This window comes from Wolbachia endosymbiont of Tettigetta isshikii, assembly GCF_041154185.1.
Lineage (GTDB): Bacteria > Pseudomonadota > Alphaproteobacteria > Rickettsiales > Anaplasmataceae > Wolbachia.
Map to the genome: position 1 here is coordinate 1 of NZ_JBFTEN010000002.1, position 15,895 is coordinate 15,895.

The 15,895-nt window shown below is 35.6% G+C and carries 18 protein-coding genes and 1 tRNA gene; 15 read left to right on the forward strand and 4 right to left on the reverse strand.

What is annotated here, in order from left to right; translation table 11 throughout:
- Positions 1 to 614: 614 nt before the first annotated feature.
- The 8 genes from AB6N09_RS00645 to ccmE are packed head-to-tail and all read left to right on the forward strand — an operon-like array spanning position 615 to position 7,508.
- A complete protein-coding gene (locus tag AB6N09_RS00645; protein WP_411131041.1) occupies positions 615 to 1,202 on the forward strand; it encodes an NADH-quinone oxidoreductase subunit J in 588 nt (195 codons plus the stop codon).
- Positions 1,193 to 1,501, forward strand: a complete 309-nt coding sequence (gene nuoK / locus AB6N09_RS00650) for an NADH-quinone oxidoreductase subunit NuoK (protein WP_411131042.1) — start codon at positions 1,193 to 1,195, stop codon at positions 1,499 to 1,501. Before AB6N09_RS00645 ends, nuoK begins: the two co-directional genes overlap by 10 nt.
- A 4-nt stretch (positions 1,502 to 1,505) precedes the next feature.
- Positions 1,506 to 3,362, forward strand: a complete 1,857-nt coding sequence (gene nuoL / locus AB6N09_RS00655) for an NADH-quinone oxidoreductase subunit L (protein WP_411131043.1) — start codon at positions 1,506 to 1,508, stop codon at positions 3,360 to 3,362.
- 3 nt (positions 3,363 to 3,365) lie between these two features.
- Positions 3,366 to 4,808 (forward strand): complex I subunit 4 family protein, encoded by a 1,443-nt coding sequence (locus tag AB6N09_RS00660; RefSeq protein ID WP_411131044.1) that lies wholly within the window; start codon positions 3,366 to 3,368, stop codon positions 4,806 to 4,808.
- Complete coding sequence (locus AB6N09_RS00665) at positions 4,805 to 6,199, forward strand: NADH-quinone oxidoreductase subunit N (protein WP_411131045.1); 1,395 nt, start codon at positions 4,805 to 4,807, stop codon at positions 6,197 to 6,199. The genes AB6N09_RS00660 and AB6N09_RS00665 overlap by 4 nt, the downstream gene beginning before the upstream one ends.
- Before the next feature lies 1 nt (position 6,200).
- A complete protein-coding gene (locus tag AB6N09_RS00670; protein ID WP_411131046.1) occupies positions 6,201 to 6,992 on the forward strand; it encodes a biotin--[acetyl-CoA-carboxylase] ligase in 792 nt (263 codons plus the stop codon).
- Positions 6,989 to 7,126: a CcmD-like small membrane protein gene (locus AB6N09_RS05720; RefSeq protein WP_458783164.1), complete on the forward strand. Its 138-nt coding sequence runs from the start codon at positions 6,989 to 6,991 to the stop codon at positions 7,124 to 7,126. The genes AB6N09_RS00670 and AB6N09_RS05720 overlap by 4 nt, the downstream gene beginning before the upstream one ends.
- Positions 7,110 to 7,508, forward strand: coding sequence for a cytochrome c maturation protein CcmE (gene ccmE / locus AB6N09_RS00675; RefSeq protein WP_411131106.1), 399 nt, complete (start codon positions 7,110 to 7,112; stop codon positions 7,506 to 7,508). The genes AB6N09_RS05720 and ccmE overlap by 17 nt, the downstream gene beginning before the upstream one ends.
- An 8-nt stretch (positions 7,509 to 7,516) precedes the next feature.
- Here the strand turns inward: ccmE and AB6N09_RS00680 are convergent, their stop codons facing one another.
- The 4 genes from AB6N09_RS00680 to AB6N09_RS00695 all read right to left on the reverse strand — a co-directional run bounded on the left by AB6N09_RS00680 (position 7,517) and on the right by AB6N09_RS00695 (position 10,366).
- Entirely contained in the window at positions 7,517 to 8,227 is a 711-nt protein-coding gene (locus tag AB6N09_RS00680; RefSeq protein ID WP_411131047.1) for an ABC transporter ATP-binding protein, read from the reverse strand.
- The gene (locus tag AB6N09_RS00685; RefSeq protein ID WP_411131048.1) at positions 8,220 to 9,002 is read right to left on the reverse strand and encodes an MlaE family ABC transporter permease; all 783 of its coding nucleotides are present in this window, start codon (positions 9,000 to 9,002) and stop codon (positions 8,220 to 8,222) included. Before AB6N09_RS00685 ends, AB6N09_RS00680 begins: the two co-directional genes overlap by 8 nt.
- A gap of 588 nt (positions 9,003 to 9,590) precedes the next feature.
- Positions 9,591 to 9,929 carry a TrbC/VirB2 family protein gene (locus AB6N09_RS00690; RefSeq protein WP_411131049.1) on the reverse strand — a complete coding sequence of 113 codons (339 nt, stop codon included), beginning with the start codon at positions 9,927 to 9,929 and terminating at the stop codon, positions 9,591 to 9,593.
- 131 nt (positions 9,930 to 10,060) lie between these two features.
- Positions 10,061 to 10,366, reverse strand: a complete 306-nt coding sequence (locus AB6N09_RS00695) for a TrbC/VirB2 family protein (RefSeq protein ID WP_411131050.1) — start codon at positions 10,364 to 10,366, stop codon at positions 10,061 to 10,063.
- A gap of 165 nt (positions 10,367 to 10,531) precedes the next feature.
- Between AB6N09_RS00695 and AB6N09_RS00700 the strand changes: the two genes are divergently transcribed.
- The 7 genes from AB6N09_RS00700 to ribB all read left to right on the forward strand — a co-directional run bounded on the left by AB6N09_RS00700 (position 10,532) and on the right by ribB (position 15,862).
- A tRNA-Arg gene (locus tag AB6N09_RS00700) sits at positions 10,532 to 10,606 on the forward strand.
- A gap of 93 nt (positions 10,607 to 10,699) precedes the next feature.
- Positions 10,700 to 11,812 carry a molecular chaperone DnaJ gene (gene dnaJ, locus AB6N09_RS00705; RefSeq protein ID WP_411131051.1) on the forward strand — a complete coding sequence of 371 codons (1,113 nt, stop codon included), beginning with the start codon at positions 10,700 to 10,702 and terminating at the stop codon, positions 11,810 to 11,812.
- 146 nt (positions 11,813 to 11,958) lie between these two features.
- A complete protein-coding gene (locus tag AB6N09_RS00710; protein ID WP_411131052.1) occupies positions 11,959 to 12,309 on the forward strand; it encodes a TrbC/VirB2 family protein in 351 nt (116 codons plus the stop codon).
- 293 nt (positions 12,310 to 12,602) lie between these two features.
- Entirely contained in the window at positions 12,603 to 13,163 is a 561-nt protein-coding gene (gene atpH / locus AB6N09_RS00715) for an ATP synthase F1 subunit delta (RefSeq protein WP_411131053.1), read from the forward strand.
- Complete coding sequence (atpA, locus tag AB6N09_RS00720) at positions 13,160 to 14,701, forward strand: F0F1 ATP synthase subunit alpha (RefSeq protein ID WP_411131054.1); 1,542 nt, start codon at positions 13,160 to 13,162, stop codon at positions 14,699 to 14,701. The genes atpH and atpA overlap by 4 nt, the downstream gene beginning before the upstream one ends.
- Positions 14,702 to 14,710: 9 nt before the next feature.
- On the forward strand, positions 14,711 to 15,205 hold the full coding sequence (gene greA / locus AB6N09_RS00725) for a transcription elongation factor GreA (RefSeq protein WP_411131055.1): 495 nt from the start codon (positions 14,711 to 14,713) through the stop codon (positions 15,203 to 15,205).
- 3 nt (positions 15,206 to 15,208) lie between these two features.
- Positions 15,209 to 15,862 (forward strand): 3,4-dihydroxy-2-butanone-4-phosphate synthase, encoded by a 654-nt coding sequence (gene ribB, locus AB6N09_RS00730; RefSeq protein ID WP_411131056.1) that lies wholly within the window; start codon positions 15,209 to 15,211, stop codon positions 15,860 to 15,862.
- The last annotated feature ends 33 nt before the right edge of the window (positions 15,863 to 15,895 follow it).

Below are 15,895 nucleotides of genomic sequence, written 5' to 3' on the forward strand. Positions count from 1 at the left end.
TGGGAGGAGCAAATAATTAAGGTAGGTCTTTGATGTAAAGGCTAAAAATGACAAGAGCTGTGTGAATCGAGAGGTTCATGCACAGTTCTGTGAGGGGCTGGTGGGGAAGTTCCACCGGTCTACTCGGCCACCTGCAAATTACCTGCTAATTGCAATATTCGTACAGTTGTGCGTTACGCGCTGGAGTAACACCATTCACGGGCTTTTGAATTGCTTTAGCTATAAATATTTAAGAAATTTACTAAATAGAAAAAAAAGGCAAAGAAATCCAGAGTGGCAAGTTTTGACTCTTTAAATTGGCGCTATAATAATTTACTGACGCTTAGTTTAAGCGCGATTTGGCTGAATGTAGAAAAAATGTAAAAGACATGCAGCCGTTATAATTTGATACAATCCGCCAAAAATACCCTGAGTTTTTTACTGAATTTTGTTATTGAGCGTGCAGATCAAAAACAAGTTTTGAGTCAAAAATACCCTTACTGTTAAGGTGAAAAAGCTGGAGGGACTTGTCAAGTAGTTTTTCGTTTCGTGACACACGCTGCCATGCAATAAGTTTATTGACTTCATAGCAATAGTTACTTTAAAGTAGTAACTGTTGTTGCAGTTAAATATTAATGACTTTTTTCTTTTATTTTTTTGCAATTCTTAGCATTTTATCCTCTGTTTGTGTGATCAGCACAAGGAATCCTGTGCATGCAGTATTATTTTTAATTTTTACTTTCGTTAACTCTGCAGCTCTTTTTATTCTCCTTGGAGCTGAGTTTATTGCTATGATGGTGCTAATAGTATATATCGGGGCAGTTGCAGTGTTGTTCCTTTTTGTAGTTATGATGCTCGATATTGACTATATAAGATTGCGTCAAGGTTTTGCAAAGCATCTGACTGTTGGTTCTATATTATGTGTCGTGTTTTTTCTCATTATCAGTTTCGTAATCCGCAGCTCAGCACTGAATATAAGCAATGTTATAAACTATAATGCCAATAATGTGAAAGCCATCGGTAATTTGCTCTATACTGATTATATGTACGCTTTTCACCTTTCTGGCATTTTGCTACTTGTTGCAATTGTGGGTGCAATTGCTCTTACTTTGCAGGATAAGAAAAAAGGAATCAAAAGACAGAATATATTAAAGCAATTGACACAATCCTCATCTGTAAAGTTGGTTAAGGCTAAATTTGGAAAAGGAGTAGAATGGAAATAGGATTAAATCATTTCTTGGTAGTTGCCGCTATTTTATTCACTATTGGAGTGTGTGGTATTTTCATCAACCGTAAAAGTATAATCAATATATTATTGTCAGTAGAGGTATTATTGCTAGCAATTAATATCAATTTAGTCGCTTTTTCTGCTTTTACAAATGATATAGTTGGGCAAATTTTTGTCATGTTTGTGTTGACTGTTGCCGCAGCGGAGTCAGGAATAGGACTTGCAATATTGGTTGTGTATTATAGAAGCTGTGGCAATATAGATGTTGAACGAGCGAACTTAATGAAAGAGTGAAGGTATGACTGATATACTAAAATTAATAGTGTTTTTGCCACTTTTTAGTTCATTATTTGCAGCGCTTTTTAGAAGAGATATTTTTAGTCAGTTAATAACAACTGCAGGAATCGGAATATCTGCTGTTTTATCTTGGTATGTTTTTTTCACCTTTTCTCAAAATTATCACTTGAGTTTATTCCCTTTGCTTTCGTTGAGCGTCCTAAAAGTAAATTTGGCGATTAGTGTGGATGCTCTCTCATCTTTGATGCTGATTGTAATTACCACCGTTTCGCTGGTAGTTCATCTCTATTCTATCGGTTATATGAAACATGATAAGGGAAAGTCTAGATTCTTTTCTTGTTTATCGCTGTTTACGTTTTGCATGATTGTGCTGATCGTGAGTGACAATTTTGTGCAGCTTTTCTTTGGCTGGGAAGGAGTTGGCTTGTGCTCTTATTTACTCATAGGATTTTGGTTTCAGAAATACTCTGCAAATAATGCAGCGTTCAAAGCATTTGTTGTAAATAGAGTAGGGGACTTTGCGCTATTAATCGGGATTTTTCTTATTTATTATACATTTCATTCTTTGAAATTTGCTGAAATTTTTGACACAGCTGATCTTCTTGGTGCACAGAACATTAGGGCGTTCTGTTGTGAATTCAGAGTGGTTCATATAATATGCATATTACTTTTTATTGGCTGTATGGGAAAGTCTGCTCAGCTTGGCCTGCATGTTTGGTTGCCAGATGCAATGGAAGGGCCAACCCCTGTTTCTGCACTCATTCATGCAGCAACTATGGTAACGGCAGGTATATTTTTAGTAGCAAAATGCTCTCCGTTGTTTGAGCTGTCAAATGTAGCACAAGAATTGATAGTAATTGTTGGTGCGCTTACTGCCTTTTTTGCGGCTACCGTTGCGATTACTCAGAACGATATAAAGAAAATAATTGCTTATTCAACTTGCAGCCAACTTGGTTATATGTTCATGGCGTGTGGCCTTTCTGCTTACAATGTAGCTATTTTTCATTTAATGACACACGCCTTCTTCAAGGCTTTATTATTCCTTAGTGCAGGTAATGTGATTCATGCAATGCATCATGAGCAAAACATTCAGAAAATGGGAAACTGCTGGAAAAAAATTCCTTGCACTTACGCTCTCATGTGGATTGGATCCCTTGCACTTTCTGGGATATTTCCATTTGCAGGTTTTTATTCAAAGGACCTAGTAATTGAGCACGCTTATAGTGCTGATAGTTTTGCTTTTGTAATGAGCTTGGTTGTTGCGTTCTTTACGGCGTTTTATTCTTGGAGGTTATTGCTTCTTGTATTTCATAGCCAAAAACAAAGTAAAATTAATATACATGAAGCACCGAAAATTATGCTCATACCACTACTAATACTTGCTCTTGGATCGGTATTTTCTGGAATATGGGGAGCAAATGTTTTGAATATAACTAGTAATGCGTTTTGGAGATCAAGTTTAGTAGTTGTTAATGAGCATGAAGTCCGTAACTTCTTTATAAAGTTACTACCAACTCTAGTGAGTCTAAGCGGAATAGCGCTTGCGTACTTGATTTACCGCTATCAAAAATTTCAGCAGATTAAAAGTAAATTTTTACTTAAATTTTTGCAGAATAAATGGTACTTTGATGAGGTATATGATTTTGTCATAGTTGCACCGATGAAGTTTATATCTAGGTTTCTATGGAAGTTTGATGTTAAAGCTGTTGATTCATTTGGACCAAATGGTGTGGTAAGTTTGGTTAATGAGTGTTCAAAAAGTTCTATAAAGTTACAGACAGGTTACATATTTGATTATGCGTTTATTATGTTTTTTACTTTAATAGTCGGTGCTTTGTATATTATTGGAATTAAATAGAAAGTGTTGTTACTTAGTATATTCTTGCTTCCACTAATAGGAGCGTTGATTTTATCTCTGATCAAGATCAATCATAAATCCATATACCTAAGATTCCTCTCTCTACTTTTTGCTGTACTGCCGTTTTTACTTAGCATTGTAGCTTGTATAGGATTTGATTATAATAATGCGGACTTTCAGCTCGTTAGCTACCCAATTAGAAACGTAGGAATAGGGGTGGATGGTATATCGCTGCCTTTCCTTCTACTCACAACTTTCTTATTTGTTATTTGTGTACTCTACAATTGCAAAATGAGTTATACCACTCTCAAGCCGTATATGGCATTATTTTTGCTGCTTGAAAGTTTTCTGGTCGGTTTCTTTATTTCACTGAGTGCCGTAAGCTTTTATGTATTTTTTGAAGCTGCTTTAGTACCAATGTTCTTTATTATCGGTGTTTGGGGAGGAAAACAAAGGGTATATGCGGCATTTAAATTGTTTCTCTATACACTTGCCGGTTCATTGTTGTTTTTGCTTGGGTTAGTGTATATGTATAATGTCTTTGGAACATTCGATATACAAAAATTAGCCACATTAATGCCAAGTCTTGATCTTGGGGTGCAATCATTGTTGTGGATTGCATTTTTTGTCTCTTTTGCAATAAAAGTTCCGATGTTTCCATTCCACACTTGGCTTCCTGATGCGCATGTGCAATCGCCAACTTCTGGATCGGTAATTTTAGCTGGCCTGCTTATTAAAATGGGAGGATATGGATTTTTAAGGTTCTCTATTCCAATGCTTCCTCATGCAAGTCTCTATTTTTCAAGTTTCATTGTTGTGTTAAGCGCAATTGCAGTAATATATGCTTCACTAGTTGCATTTGCTCAGAACGATATAAAGAAGCTAATAGCTTATTCTTCAATAGCGCACATGGGAATCGTAACTGCTGGCCTCTTTTCATTTTGTGAGGAGGGGGTACTTGGTGCTGTGTTTCAAATGATTAGTCATGGCCTTATTTCTGCTGCTTTATTTTTGTGTGTTGGGGTGCTATATACTCGAGCTGGAACTCTGGAGATTGCAAAGTATTTTGGCATAGTAAACACGATGCCAAAATTTGGTTTTATGTTTATTTTATTTTCAATGGCCTCGATTGGGTTGCCTGGAACGTCTGGGTTTATAGGTGAGTTTTTGGCTATGATTGGGGTGTTTAAGAGCATAGGATTTTTTACAGGGTTTATTGCACTTGGTACCATTTTGAGTGCAGTTTATATGCTGAATTTATGCAAGCAAACGATATGGGGAGTCAGCTATTCTAGATTATTGAATAACAGTTTAGATAGCATAGAATTTTCTGTCTTAATTCTGCTTGCAGTGCTTGTTATTTTGCTTGGATTTTACCCAACTCTTGCACTAAATTATTTGAAGCCATGTATGGCAAATTTATTAGTCAAGTATAACGTCCTATGAGCTATATACAGATATTGCCAGAAACGTTCTCTATTGTTTCCTCGTTAGTATTGCTGCTGCTTGGGATCGTGTTCAACCGCCGTACTATTAACTTGCTAGCACTAGGCTGCACAGCGATTACCTTGATTGTTTTAGTTCTCTTAGCAGAAAATAATGAAGTTTTTTTCTTCAATTCACTGTTAAAACTTAACTTATACATCAGATCGGCCCAAGGATTGATCCTTACCGTAGGAGTTTTAGTACTCTTGCTGCTGAATTTGTCAAAATATGACTATAAATATGAATTTTCAATACTGATTCTTTTTGCGCTGTTTGGCATGATAACGCTGGTTTCAGCAAATAATTTAATTTCTTTTTATTTAGCTTTTGAATTGATGAGTATACCTTTATATGTTCTTGCGAGCTTTAATAAAGATTCAGTTTATTCATGCGAAGCAGGAGTGAAATATTTTACGCTCAGTGCGTTATCTTCCTGCATCATGTTATACGGAATGTCGCTACTTTATGGATATACAGGGCAAATCGATTTTTCTCAGTTAAGTTCATTTGTACAAAACCATCAGGTAACCTATGGAATAGTTTTTGGGTTGTTCTTTATCCTTATAGGTTTGTGTTTCAAGCTTGCTATTGTTCCTTTTCATATGTGGGCTCCTGATGTCTATCAAGGTGCACCTACCATAGTGACTGCGTTTTTTTCTACTGCTCCAAAAGCTGCACTTGTAACATTTTTAATTAGACTGATGAATGAGGAATTAGTAAATGTCAAAAATTATGTTCAACCTGTTTTTTTATATGTTTCAGCATTATCTGTGCTTATCTCAGCTTTTGGGGCTTTGCGACAAAAAAACCTAAAAAGGCTGCTTGCTTACAGTTCAATAGGTCATGTTGGCTTCATATTTGCTTCGCTTTCTATTTTTACGCGGATGGGAACAGACAGCTCTTTGACGTATTTGATGATATATATCGTTACAAGCATAGGATTGTTCTCATATTTCATACAAATTGATGATGACGATTGCAATATTGCAAATTTATCTGGTATAGGGAAGAAACACCCGGTTTTAGCATTTCATCTTTCTATACTATTGCTTTCTATGGCAGGAATACCGCCACTTGCAGGGTTTTTTGCTAAGCTATTTATATTTAAAGTTCTAATAAACTCAGGCTTTATCAGTCTATCTTTGATCTTTGTAGTAGCAAGTGTTATATCATGTTATTACTACCTAAATATCATAAAAGCTATGTATTTTGATAAGGCTAATGGTAATAAAATTACTTACCATAAGGGGCTATTCATCATCACTTCAGTGGCTTCCTTAATCAACATCATTCTTTTTATATATGTAGAGGATTTATACTCGCTAATTCATTTAGTAACTCAAGGGTTATAAAGTGATTCCTGAAATATTCGAGGGCTTTCATATTCATCATTATAAAGAAGTCTCTAGCACTAATAGGGAAGCATTGGACTTAATTGATAAAGAGATATCAAATGAAACCGTTATTATTGCTGATAAGCAAACAGATGGTAGAGGGCGCACATGGAAAAGCTGGGTTTCTCCAAAAGGTAATTTTTGTGCAAGTTTAATTACAGATCTCTTATATAATTGTTCTGGTATCATTCCAACGCTGGATTCCGGAGTTACGTGCTGGAATGATAGAGAAAATCTAAGTAAGTTAACAGAATTGACTTTTGTTACTGCTGTTGCTGTTGGCAATACATTATCATTATTTATAGGTGATAGTAACATTCAATATAAATGGCCAAATGACATTTTGGTGGGTGGTAAGAAAATAAGTGGAATATTGCTTGAAAAAAAATCTAATTCAAATTGGTTAGTTATAGGAATTGGAATTAATATTGATCATGCACCACTTTCAGAAGCAACATACGTTAGCAGCTACGGCAAGTCTGTATCTAACACAGATCTATTAAAAGAATTAATAATAAACTTTAATAAACTAAGAAAACAGTGGATGTTTGACGGGTTTTATGTTATAAGGGAAATGTGGCTGAAAAGAGCGTTCAAAATGAATGAACAAATCATCGTAAAGTTAGCTGGCAAATTGTACGAGGGGATTTTTATTGATATAGATAAAAGTGGTAGATTGGTATTACAGCAAGAAGATGGAAGTTTAATTTATTCTGATGCAGGTGAGTTATTTGTTGATAGTACATTATGAATACATATGTAATTTTCGCTTACCTTGTTGGCTTTGCATTGATTGCTGGGGAACTGATTTTTACTATTTCTTGCTATATTAAAAGCAAAAGAACCTTAGAAAGCCTTAAAAATAATGATGAAGAAAAAACATAAGCGATTACTTATAGCTTCAGGAGTTTTCTTCTTTTTAAATTGTATAGTTTTTCTCATCCTAACAACACTCAAAGAAAATATCTCATTTTTTTATACAGTAAGTGAAGCAATAGTTTTACCAAAGAATAAAAAGCCAATCCGTATCGGTGGAATGATTGTTGAGGATAGCGTGATACGCAACGAAAGTGAAGTGGTTTTTCAAATGACAGATTTTAACAAGAGCGTTGTGGTAAAATATCAGGGAATACTCCCACCAATGTTTTCAGAAAAAAGTGGTGTTGTTGTACAAGGTAAAATGCTCGGCAGTGGCGCCTTTTTAGCAGACACAGTGTTTGCAAAACATGATGAGAATTATATGCCTCGAAAGCAAGTAACAAAATAGAGAATTTTTTACTTTGTACGTACGTAGCGAATAAATTTTCTTACATATTCGTTTTTAGTACTTTTTATTTCTTGAACAGTTCCATGGGAGATGATGCTCCCTTCATATAATACTGCTGTCTTATCAGCTATCTTAAATGCACTATGAATATCATGTGTGATTGTGATAATTGTAGAGCTGGAATCCTTAGAAAGCTTTATTATTATTTCGTTTACTGTATCAGACATAATTGGGTCTAGTCCTGAAGTTGGCTCGTCCAATACAATAATCTCTGAGTTGTGTGCAATTGCTCTTGCAAGCGCTACCCTTTTTTTCATTCCACCTGATAGCTCTATCGGAAACATATCTGCTATGTTTTTCTCCAGCCCGACATCATTTAATTTTTCAATTGCGAGTTGCTTTGCCTCCTTTTTGTTGATATTGAAGCGTTTCGTGTAATTAAAAGATATATTTTCCCAGACTGTAACATAGTCGAATAAGGCGGAATTCTGAAATAAAACTCCAAATTTATTTTTGCTTTTGCTATTTATTTTAATAGACCCTGAGTCCGGTGTCAGCAAGCCAATGATTGTTTTTGTTAATACAGACTTGCCACTCCCTGAGCCACCGAGTATGACTAGTGATTCTCCTTTAAATATATCAAAACTTATGTTGTTTAATACCGTTTTATCATCAAAAGATAGGCTTAAGTTCGATATTGATATTATGGGACTATGCATGCATCAAAGTAATCATGTAGTTTGCTAAAATAATCAGTATGGATGATAAAACAACAGTTGATGTTGTAGCAATGCTGACTCCTCGAGCACCTTCTCTGCAGTGGTAACCGTAATAGCAGCTTGAGACAGAAATTATGACGCCAAAAACAGTTGCTTTCACTAGCCCAGTGATAAAATCGTTCATATTGAAGAATTGAGCTGTATATTTTATATATATGTTCACGTTGTGGTTGAATTCAAAAACTGCAGTGATATATCCCCCGAATATTCCTATTAGATCTGCACATACTGTAAGTATAGGGAATACTATAACTGACGCTAAAATCCTTGGTGCAATTAAGTATTTGAAAGGGCTGATGTTCAAGGTTGTAAGTGCGTCTATTTGTTCGGTGATGTACATTGTGCCAATTTCTGCCGCAATTGATGATCCAACTTTTCCTACCATTATTAAGCTGATTAAAACTGGTCCTAACTCTTTAATGATGGTGACCGTGACAAGCTTAGGTATTACTTGCTCTTGACTAATCAATGGACCACTCAAGCTGCTTTGCAAGACTATCACTGCTCCTATAAAAACCCCTGTAAGTCCAACAATTGGCAATGAAAGAAAGCCTATCTCTATAATTTGTCTTGCTATGTTGCTTAAATAGTACGGCGGTGTAAAGCAGTGATATAGAGATTGAATAAAAAATATAAATGCACTGCCAAACCTCAACAAGAGGTTGATAAAGCACCTGCCGATTATTCTAATACCATTTATATCAAAAGAGTTCACTTTGCATTTGTCTCAGCTAAAAATCAGTTTTACTGAAAATTTTGTTAACTTCATCGCAGAGTATAGCTAAGATACGTCCTAAGTTCAATATACTTTAGACTTCTCGTATAACAAACTTTTGATAGTGCGTTTGATGAAACAAAAAACTACTTGACAACCTCCGCCGTTATCTTTATCATAGTACTGAAGCTATTATTTATCTTCAGTCTGTGCAGATTAAATGACAAAAAACTTAGCATATTTGGCGTCTCGTGTTTAATTTTTTGCACTATGTGCACTGTATGTCTTTTTAAAACTTTTGGTTTTTTACCTATATAAGCTGAAATGCGCCTATAAGTCGTTTAAGACATCAAAAACGCCAATGTTATAAGATAGCTAGTAAATAATTAGCCACCACGGGGCTTCTTTTGCTTTTTTTCGTTTGGTAGATTTCTTAAATATTTATTACTAAAATAGTATCCTGGATTCCAGTATCAAGTACTGGGATGACAAAAAAGGAGGCACTTGGATGCACCCATATACCTGTCATTCCAGCGCTTGACGCTGAAACTCAGAAATTTTTATCCGTATATCATCTGTAAAGGTTTATTACGGAAGAGTACATTCTTTCTTAGTGTCATCCCAAGTTCCTTTATTCTCGGTGCATCCTTTTTGGGTACAAGTTGTTGCTTTTCCTGTTATTGCCGTTACAACAGCAGGAGCGCCAAAAAACACAGCAGTGAATGCACCAAGTGCAAAAAGAGCAGGCCAAGGCATTCTGCCAAATATTGCAAGTAAAGCTGCACCAATTATTACTATTGTGATCATCGGCCCACCTAAGCTGTGAGTGTAGTTTACTATTTTGCATATCACTTGTGATGTTACATCAGCATTTGCATCAAACGCAAAGGAGAGAATTAAAGCCACAAGTAGAAGAAATTTTTTCATTATACCTCCAATAATTTCATATTTTATGCTACTCCGCTTTGATTAAATTTAGGTAAATGATGCTAGAAGTATCACTTACCTAAAATTTGAGGCTCTTTAGTTCGCAGCTTTGCCAGAAGATTAGCGTTTTTCTACGGGATGCATGCCTTTACTGTGCCTGGTGCTATTGCTGTTACAATCTTTGGTGCACCAAAAAACACGGCAGTAAATGCACCGAGTGCAAAAAGAGCAGGCCAAGGCATTCTGCCAAATATTGCGAGCAGAGCTGCACCTATTATTACTACTGTGATCATCGGCCCACCTATGCTTTGGGTATATTTTACTATGCTGCATATCACTTCTGATGTTTCATCACCTTGAGTTTTACTCTGCTTATCGGCATTTGCATCAAATGCAAAAGATAGGACTAAAGCTATAAATAGAAGAAATTTTTTCATTATGTCTCCAATAATTTTATGCTAGATTTTCTTTTGCATTTATTAAATTTAAGTTAAGGGTATTAGTAAATTCGTCATACCATTAATTTAACTTTGGTGCCATTTATTTTTAGCCAAACCAATTGAATCAAGCTGTAAAATCTGATAAAGTTGATTTTATCAAAGGCACCCTTAGCTCAGTTGGATTAGAGCATTTGACTACGGATCAAAAGGTCGGGCGTTCGAGTCGCTCAGGGTGCACAATGTTTTTAGTCTATGCAGAAAACAGAGGCCACACTTGAAATTGATGTATGAAGTACCTATCTTTAAAGGTTAAATACTGAACTGTTGTATATGAGCACAAAAGACTACTATGAACTGCTGGAAGTAAGCAGAAATGCTAGTATTGATGAGATAAAAAAAGCATATAAGAAATTAGCGTTAAAGTATCATCCAGATAGAAATCCTGGTAATAAAGAAGCAGAGGAAAAATTTAAAGAAATAACGGCTGCGTATGAGGTTCTGTCTGACCCTGAAAAAAAGGCAGGTTATGATCGTTACGGATATGAGGATGGTGGTTTTGGTGGATTTGATTTTAGCCAGGCTGCGGGAGATTTTAGTGACATATTCAACGATTTTTTTGGCGGAGGATTTGGGGGATCAAGTAGGGCAAAGAGAAACACAACGAAAGTGCCTGGGTCGGACTTACGTTATGATCTTGAAATTACCTTAGAAGACGCATTTAAAGAGATACAAGTGCCTATACATTACGTTACAAATGTAAAATGTGACACATGTAAAGGTACAGGTAGCGAAGGAACTTTCAAATCAGTTCAGTGTCACATGTGCCAAGGAAGCGGTAGGATCAGGACCCAGCAGGGCTTTTTTACAATCGAGAGAACATGTACAACATGTTATGGGGAAGGAGAAATAATACAGAATAAATGCAAAAAATGTGGTGGAAATGGACGCAGAAGAGATGAAGTCAATATATCAGTTTCAATTCCAAAAGGCATAGAGAAAGGTGCTAAGGTAAGGGTAAGTGGTAAAGGAGAAGCTGGAGTAAGAGGTGGAAAAAGCGGAGATTTATACGTATATATTAAAATCGCTCCACACAAGATCTTTACTCGGGATAAAGCAGATTTACATTGCAAAGTGCCTATAAGAATGACATTAGCAGTGCTTGGTGGTGAAATTGATGTCCAGTCAATTGATGGGGCTAAAATAAAAGTAAAGGTTCCTGAAGGCACTCAAACTGGTACCAAACTACGCTGTAGAGAAAAGGGTATGCCATGTATGAATTCAAACGTACGTGGTGATTTGTATGTGCAGGTAATAGTTGAAACTTTAAATCCAAAGAACTTAACTGAAAAACAAATTGAGCTGTTGAAAGCGCTTGAAGAAGAAGAAAAGGCAAACATGCAACGACAATCTGAAGGGTTCTTTAGTAAAGTAAAAAAAAAATAGGAAATTTGCTCAGTGATATCAAAGGCAGTTAATTAGCTGCTCTCCATTGTCTCCTGGTGCTTGAACCTTCTTAGTCTTTATGCTAGCTTTACCAAAAAATATACTATTTTAGATATAATTGCAACGTCTAAATTTAAGGTATAGGGATGAACCCTACAATTAGGAAAGTTTTTGGTGTTTTTCTTATAATATTATTTATTTCCTTTTCTCATATGAGCAGTGCTGCTGATAGTGATCTTGATGCAACCACCAAAGTAATATGCAATATCATTAAATACGTTTGGGGAATAGGCGGACCTCTTATGACTATAGTAATAATAGGTGCAGCTTTGCTCGCGATATTCGGTAGAATGCCTTGGCCTGCTCTTTTTGCACTTGGTGTATTTTGCGCTGTGTTTTTTGGTGTAAAAGCTATTGTGACAAAAGTAATCGGTGGCGTAGGTGATACTGGAAATACTTCCATCATGGACAAATGCGGAGCGGAAGAAAAGAAATAAATTCTTTTGCTAATAAATTGCTTCCATTGTACAAGCTGCAACAGATAGTTGCTGCTTTGCATTTCTTATATCAAGTTGCTTCATTGATAATAAAAAAATACTTCCCTTTCTCTGAGAAATCTGTTATATTAAGTGTAATTACTGACTTTCATTGTTTCTAGAATATTTTTCCCTTGATAGCTATTTTATAATGAATTTGTCAGTAGTTTTTTTACACAACAAAGCCCGCTGGAATCTAAATTTTTTAGGCTGGATTTTGTGGTCAAGCTACGGCTATATATAAGTAATTTTATATGAAAAGGACTCAATACAATAATTTAGTTTCATCTTATGCTAGAGCGCTGTTTTATATCTCAGAAGATAAACTAGATACTATAAGAAAAGAAGTAGAATTTTTGTTGGATTTTTTTAAAAATCAACGTGATATTTTTATATATCTATCTCATCCTATGATTTCTCTTGCACGCAAAAAAGAAGCGATACTCTCTATAGATAAAAACTTAAGTGAGAACTTAGTGAAATTTATTATTGTTGTATCCGCAAATAGGCGCTCTAATTTATTAATCCTGATATTAGAAAAATTCTTAAATCTTGCGAGAGAAAATGAAAATGAATTAGAAGTTATCGTAAAGTCAGCAGAGGCTTTAAAGGGACCTGATATAAAAATAATTACTGAATCTCTAAACTTTCTTGGTAAAATAACAAAGGTAAGTAACGTGGTTGACCCTTTTATACTGGGCGGTTTTGTGGTGAAGTATGGTTTTAATTTGATTGATGCTTCGCTGAAAAGTTACTTAGATAGATTGGTTGATTTGAGTAAAATGGAAATATTGAAAATAAGGAATTATGTATGAAAAACGGTATAAATGCTTCTGAAATAGTAAACATAATAAAAGAAAAAGTTGAGGCGTTTGATAATCCTGTAAAGCGAGAAAGTATAGGTGAAGTGATTTCAGTAACTGATGGTATTGCATTGGTTTATGGACTTGAAAAAGCAAAATTTGGTGAAAAGGTATTCTTTGCAAGTGGTATAGAAGGAATAGTTTTTGATTTAGATCATGATATAGCTGGGATAGTGGTACTTGGTAATGATCGTGATGTCAAAGAGGGGGATATTGTAAAATGCAGTGGTAATGTTGTACAGGTTCCTGTAGGGCATGAATTATTGGGAAGAGTTGTAAATGCATTAGGTTACCCTATAGATAACGGCGGGAAAATTAGAACCAAAAACAAAATGGACATGGAGTCTAAGGCGCCAGGCATTATTGATCGTAAATCTGTGCATGAACCTCTGCAAACCGGAATTAAGATTATAGACTTACTAATTCCAATAGGCAGAGGACAGCGTGAATTAATTATTGGCGATAGACAAATCGGTAAAACTACTATTGCGCTTGATACCATCATTAATCAGAAGAAGATTAATGATGAAGTGGACGAAAACCAAAAAGTTTACTGTGTTTACGTTGCTATTGGACAAAAGATTTCAACAGTAGCAAAAGTGGTAAATAAGCTAAAAGAAAGTGGGGCATTAGAGTATACAACTGTAGTTGTGGCTAGTGCATCTGACTGCGCGCCTATGCAATTTTTAGCACCTTATGCTGGTTGCACCATTGGAGAGGTTTTTCGTGATAATGGAATGCATTGCTTGGTGGTTTATGATGATTTATCTAAGCACGCTGTGGCATATAGGCAGATGTCCTTATTGTTGAGGCGTCCTCCTGGCCGTGAAGCTTATCCTGGAGATATATTCTATGTGCATTCTCGTTTGCTTGAAAGAGCTGCTAAAATGTCTGATGAAAAAGGGCAGGGGTCTCTAACTGCTTTGCCTATTATCGAAACTCAAGCTGGTGATGTATCTGCATATGTTCCAACTAATGTAATTTCGATTACCGATGGACAAATCTTCTTAGAGTCAGAATTATTTCATAAAGGATTTCGTCCTGCAGTAAATATAGGTTTATCAGTTTCGCGGGTTGGCTCTGCTGCGCAATTGAAATCTGTGAAAAAAGTTGCTGGTTCTATAAAGCTAAGTTTGGCTCAATATAGAGAGTTAGAAGATTTCGCAAAATTTGGTTCTGATCTCGATGCTAGTGTTCAACTATCCTTAAATAAGGGTAAATATCTTGTTGAGTTATTAAAGCAAAGACAGCATTCACCTATGCAAATAGAAGAGCAAGTGGCGCTGATGTACGTCTTTTCTAATCTATATGATCAGTTAAGCAAGGTGCAAATAAGCGATGTCAATAAATTTGAATATGATCTTATCAATTATTTCCATACTGTGCACCCTGGGGTTTTAAAAAAGTTGTCAAACAGCATGAATGATGGTATAAAAGACAATATTTTCAATGTTGTGAGTAATTTTATTACTCAATTTAATTACGTTTAGGTGGTGGTTATGGCTTCATCAATTGTTAATAAGTTTCCTATGACAAGGGAAGGTTTTGAACATATGCAAGCCGAGCTTGAGAAATTAAAGGAAGAAAAGCCTTCCATTATACAAGCTATTTCTGATGCACGTGATCAAGGTGATTTGTCCGAAAATGCGGAGTATCATGCTGCACGAGAAAGGTTGGGTTTTATTGAAGGACGTATAATGGAGTTAGAAAACAAGATTTCACACGCAGAAGTAATAGAAGTGAAAAGCTTGTTTGGCGATTCAGTAATGTTTGGCGCAACAGTAACATTAAGCATGCTCAGTGATGATGGTAGTGAAGCAGAATATATTTATAAAATTGTAGGTGAGTATGAAGCTGATGTTTCAAAACAGTTGATATCTACTAGTTCACCTTTAGGTAGTGCTTTAATTGGCAAAAAAGTTGGCGAGTATGTGGAAGTGGTAGTGCCAAGCGGAGAGAAGTTATATAAAGTAGTTAAGATTGAATTTAAATAAATTATGGTACAGACCACTTATGTATCAATGAGTCTATCCAGCATTTCTCCTGTGGAAGATGTGTTAGAGGATGCCCGTTCTGGTAAGTTGTTTATTTTAGTTGATGATGAAGATAGAGAAAATGAAGGTGATCTGATTGTCTTAGCTGAAAAACTAGAGCCAAAACATGTAACTTTTATGGTTAGATATGGTACTGGCATTGTATTTTTAGCTATGACAAGACCTCATATGAGTAGGCTAGGCCTTGAATTTATGAGGAAAAGTAATGTAGATGAAAAGCTTATTCCTCACACTGCATTTACTACATCAATTGATGCACGTTATGGTATTACAACAGGTGTTTCTGCTCATGATAGAACGCGCACGATACTTACTGCTATTGATGAAAAGAGTACTAAAGATGATATTATTACTCCCGGTCATGTTTTTCCTATTATTGCAAATGATGGTGGAGTCTTAGCACGCAATGGTCATACTGAAGCAAGTGTTGAAATAGCAAAGTTAGTTGGCCTTAATCACGCAGCTGTAGGGTGTGAATTAGTGAACGATGATGGCTCTATGATGCGCTTACCTCAGTTGCTTAAATTTGCTGAACAACATAAGATTAAGTTAACTACCATCGATAAACTTGTTAGATACGTTGAAAAGTTAAGCTAGCGTTTATAAATTTGTATAATTTAAGTGTTAAAA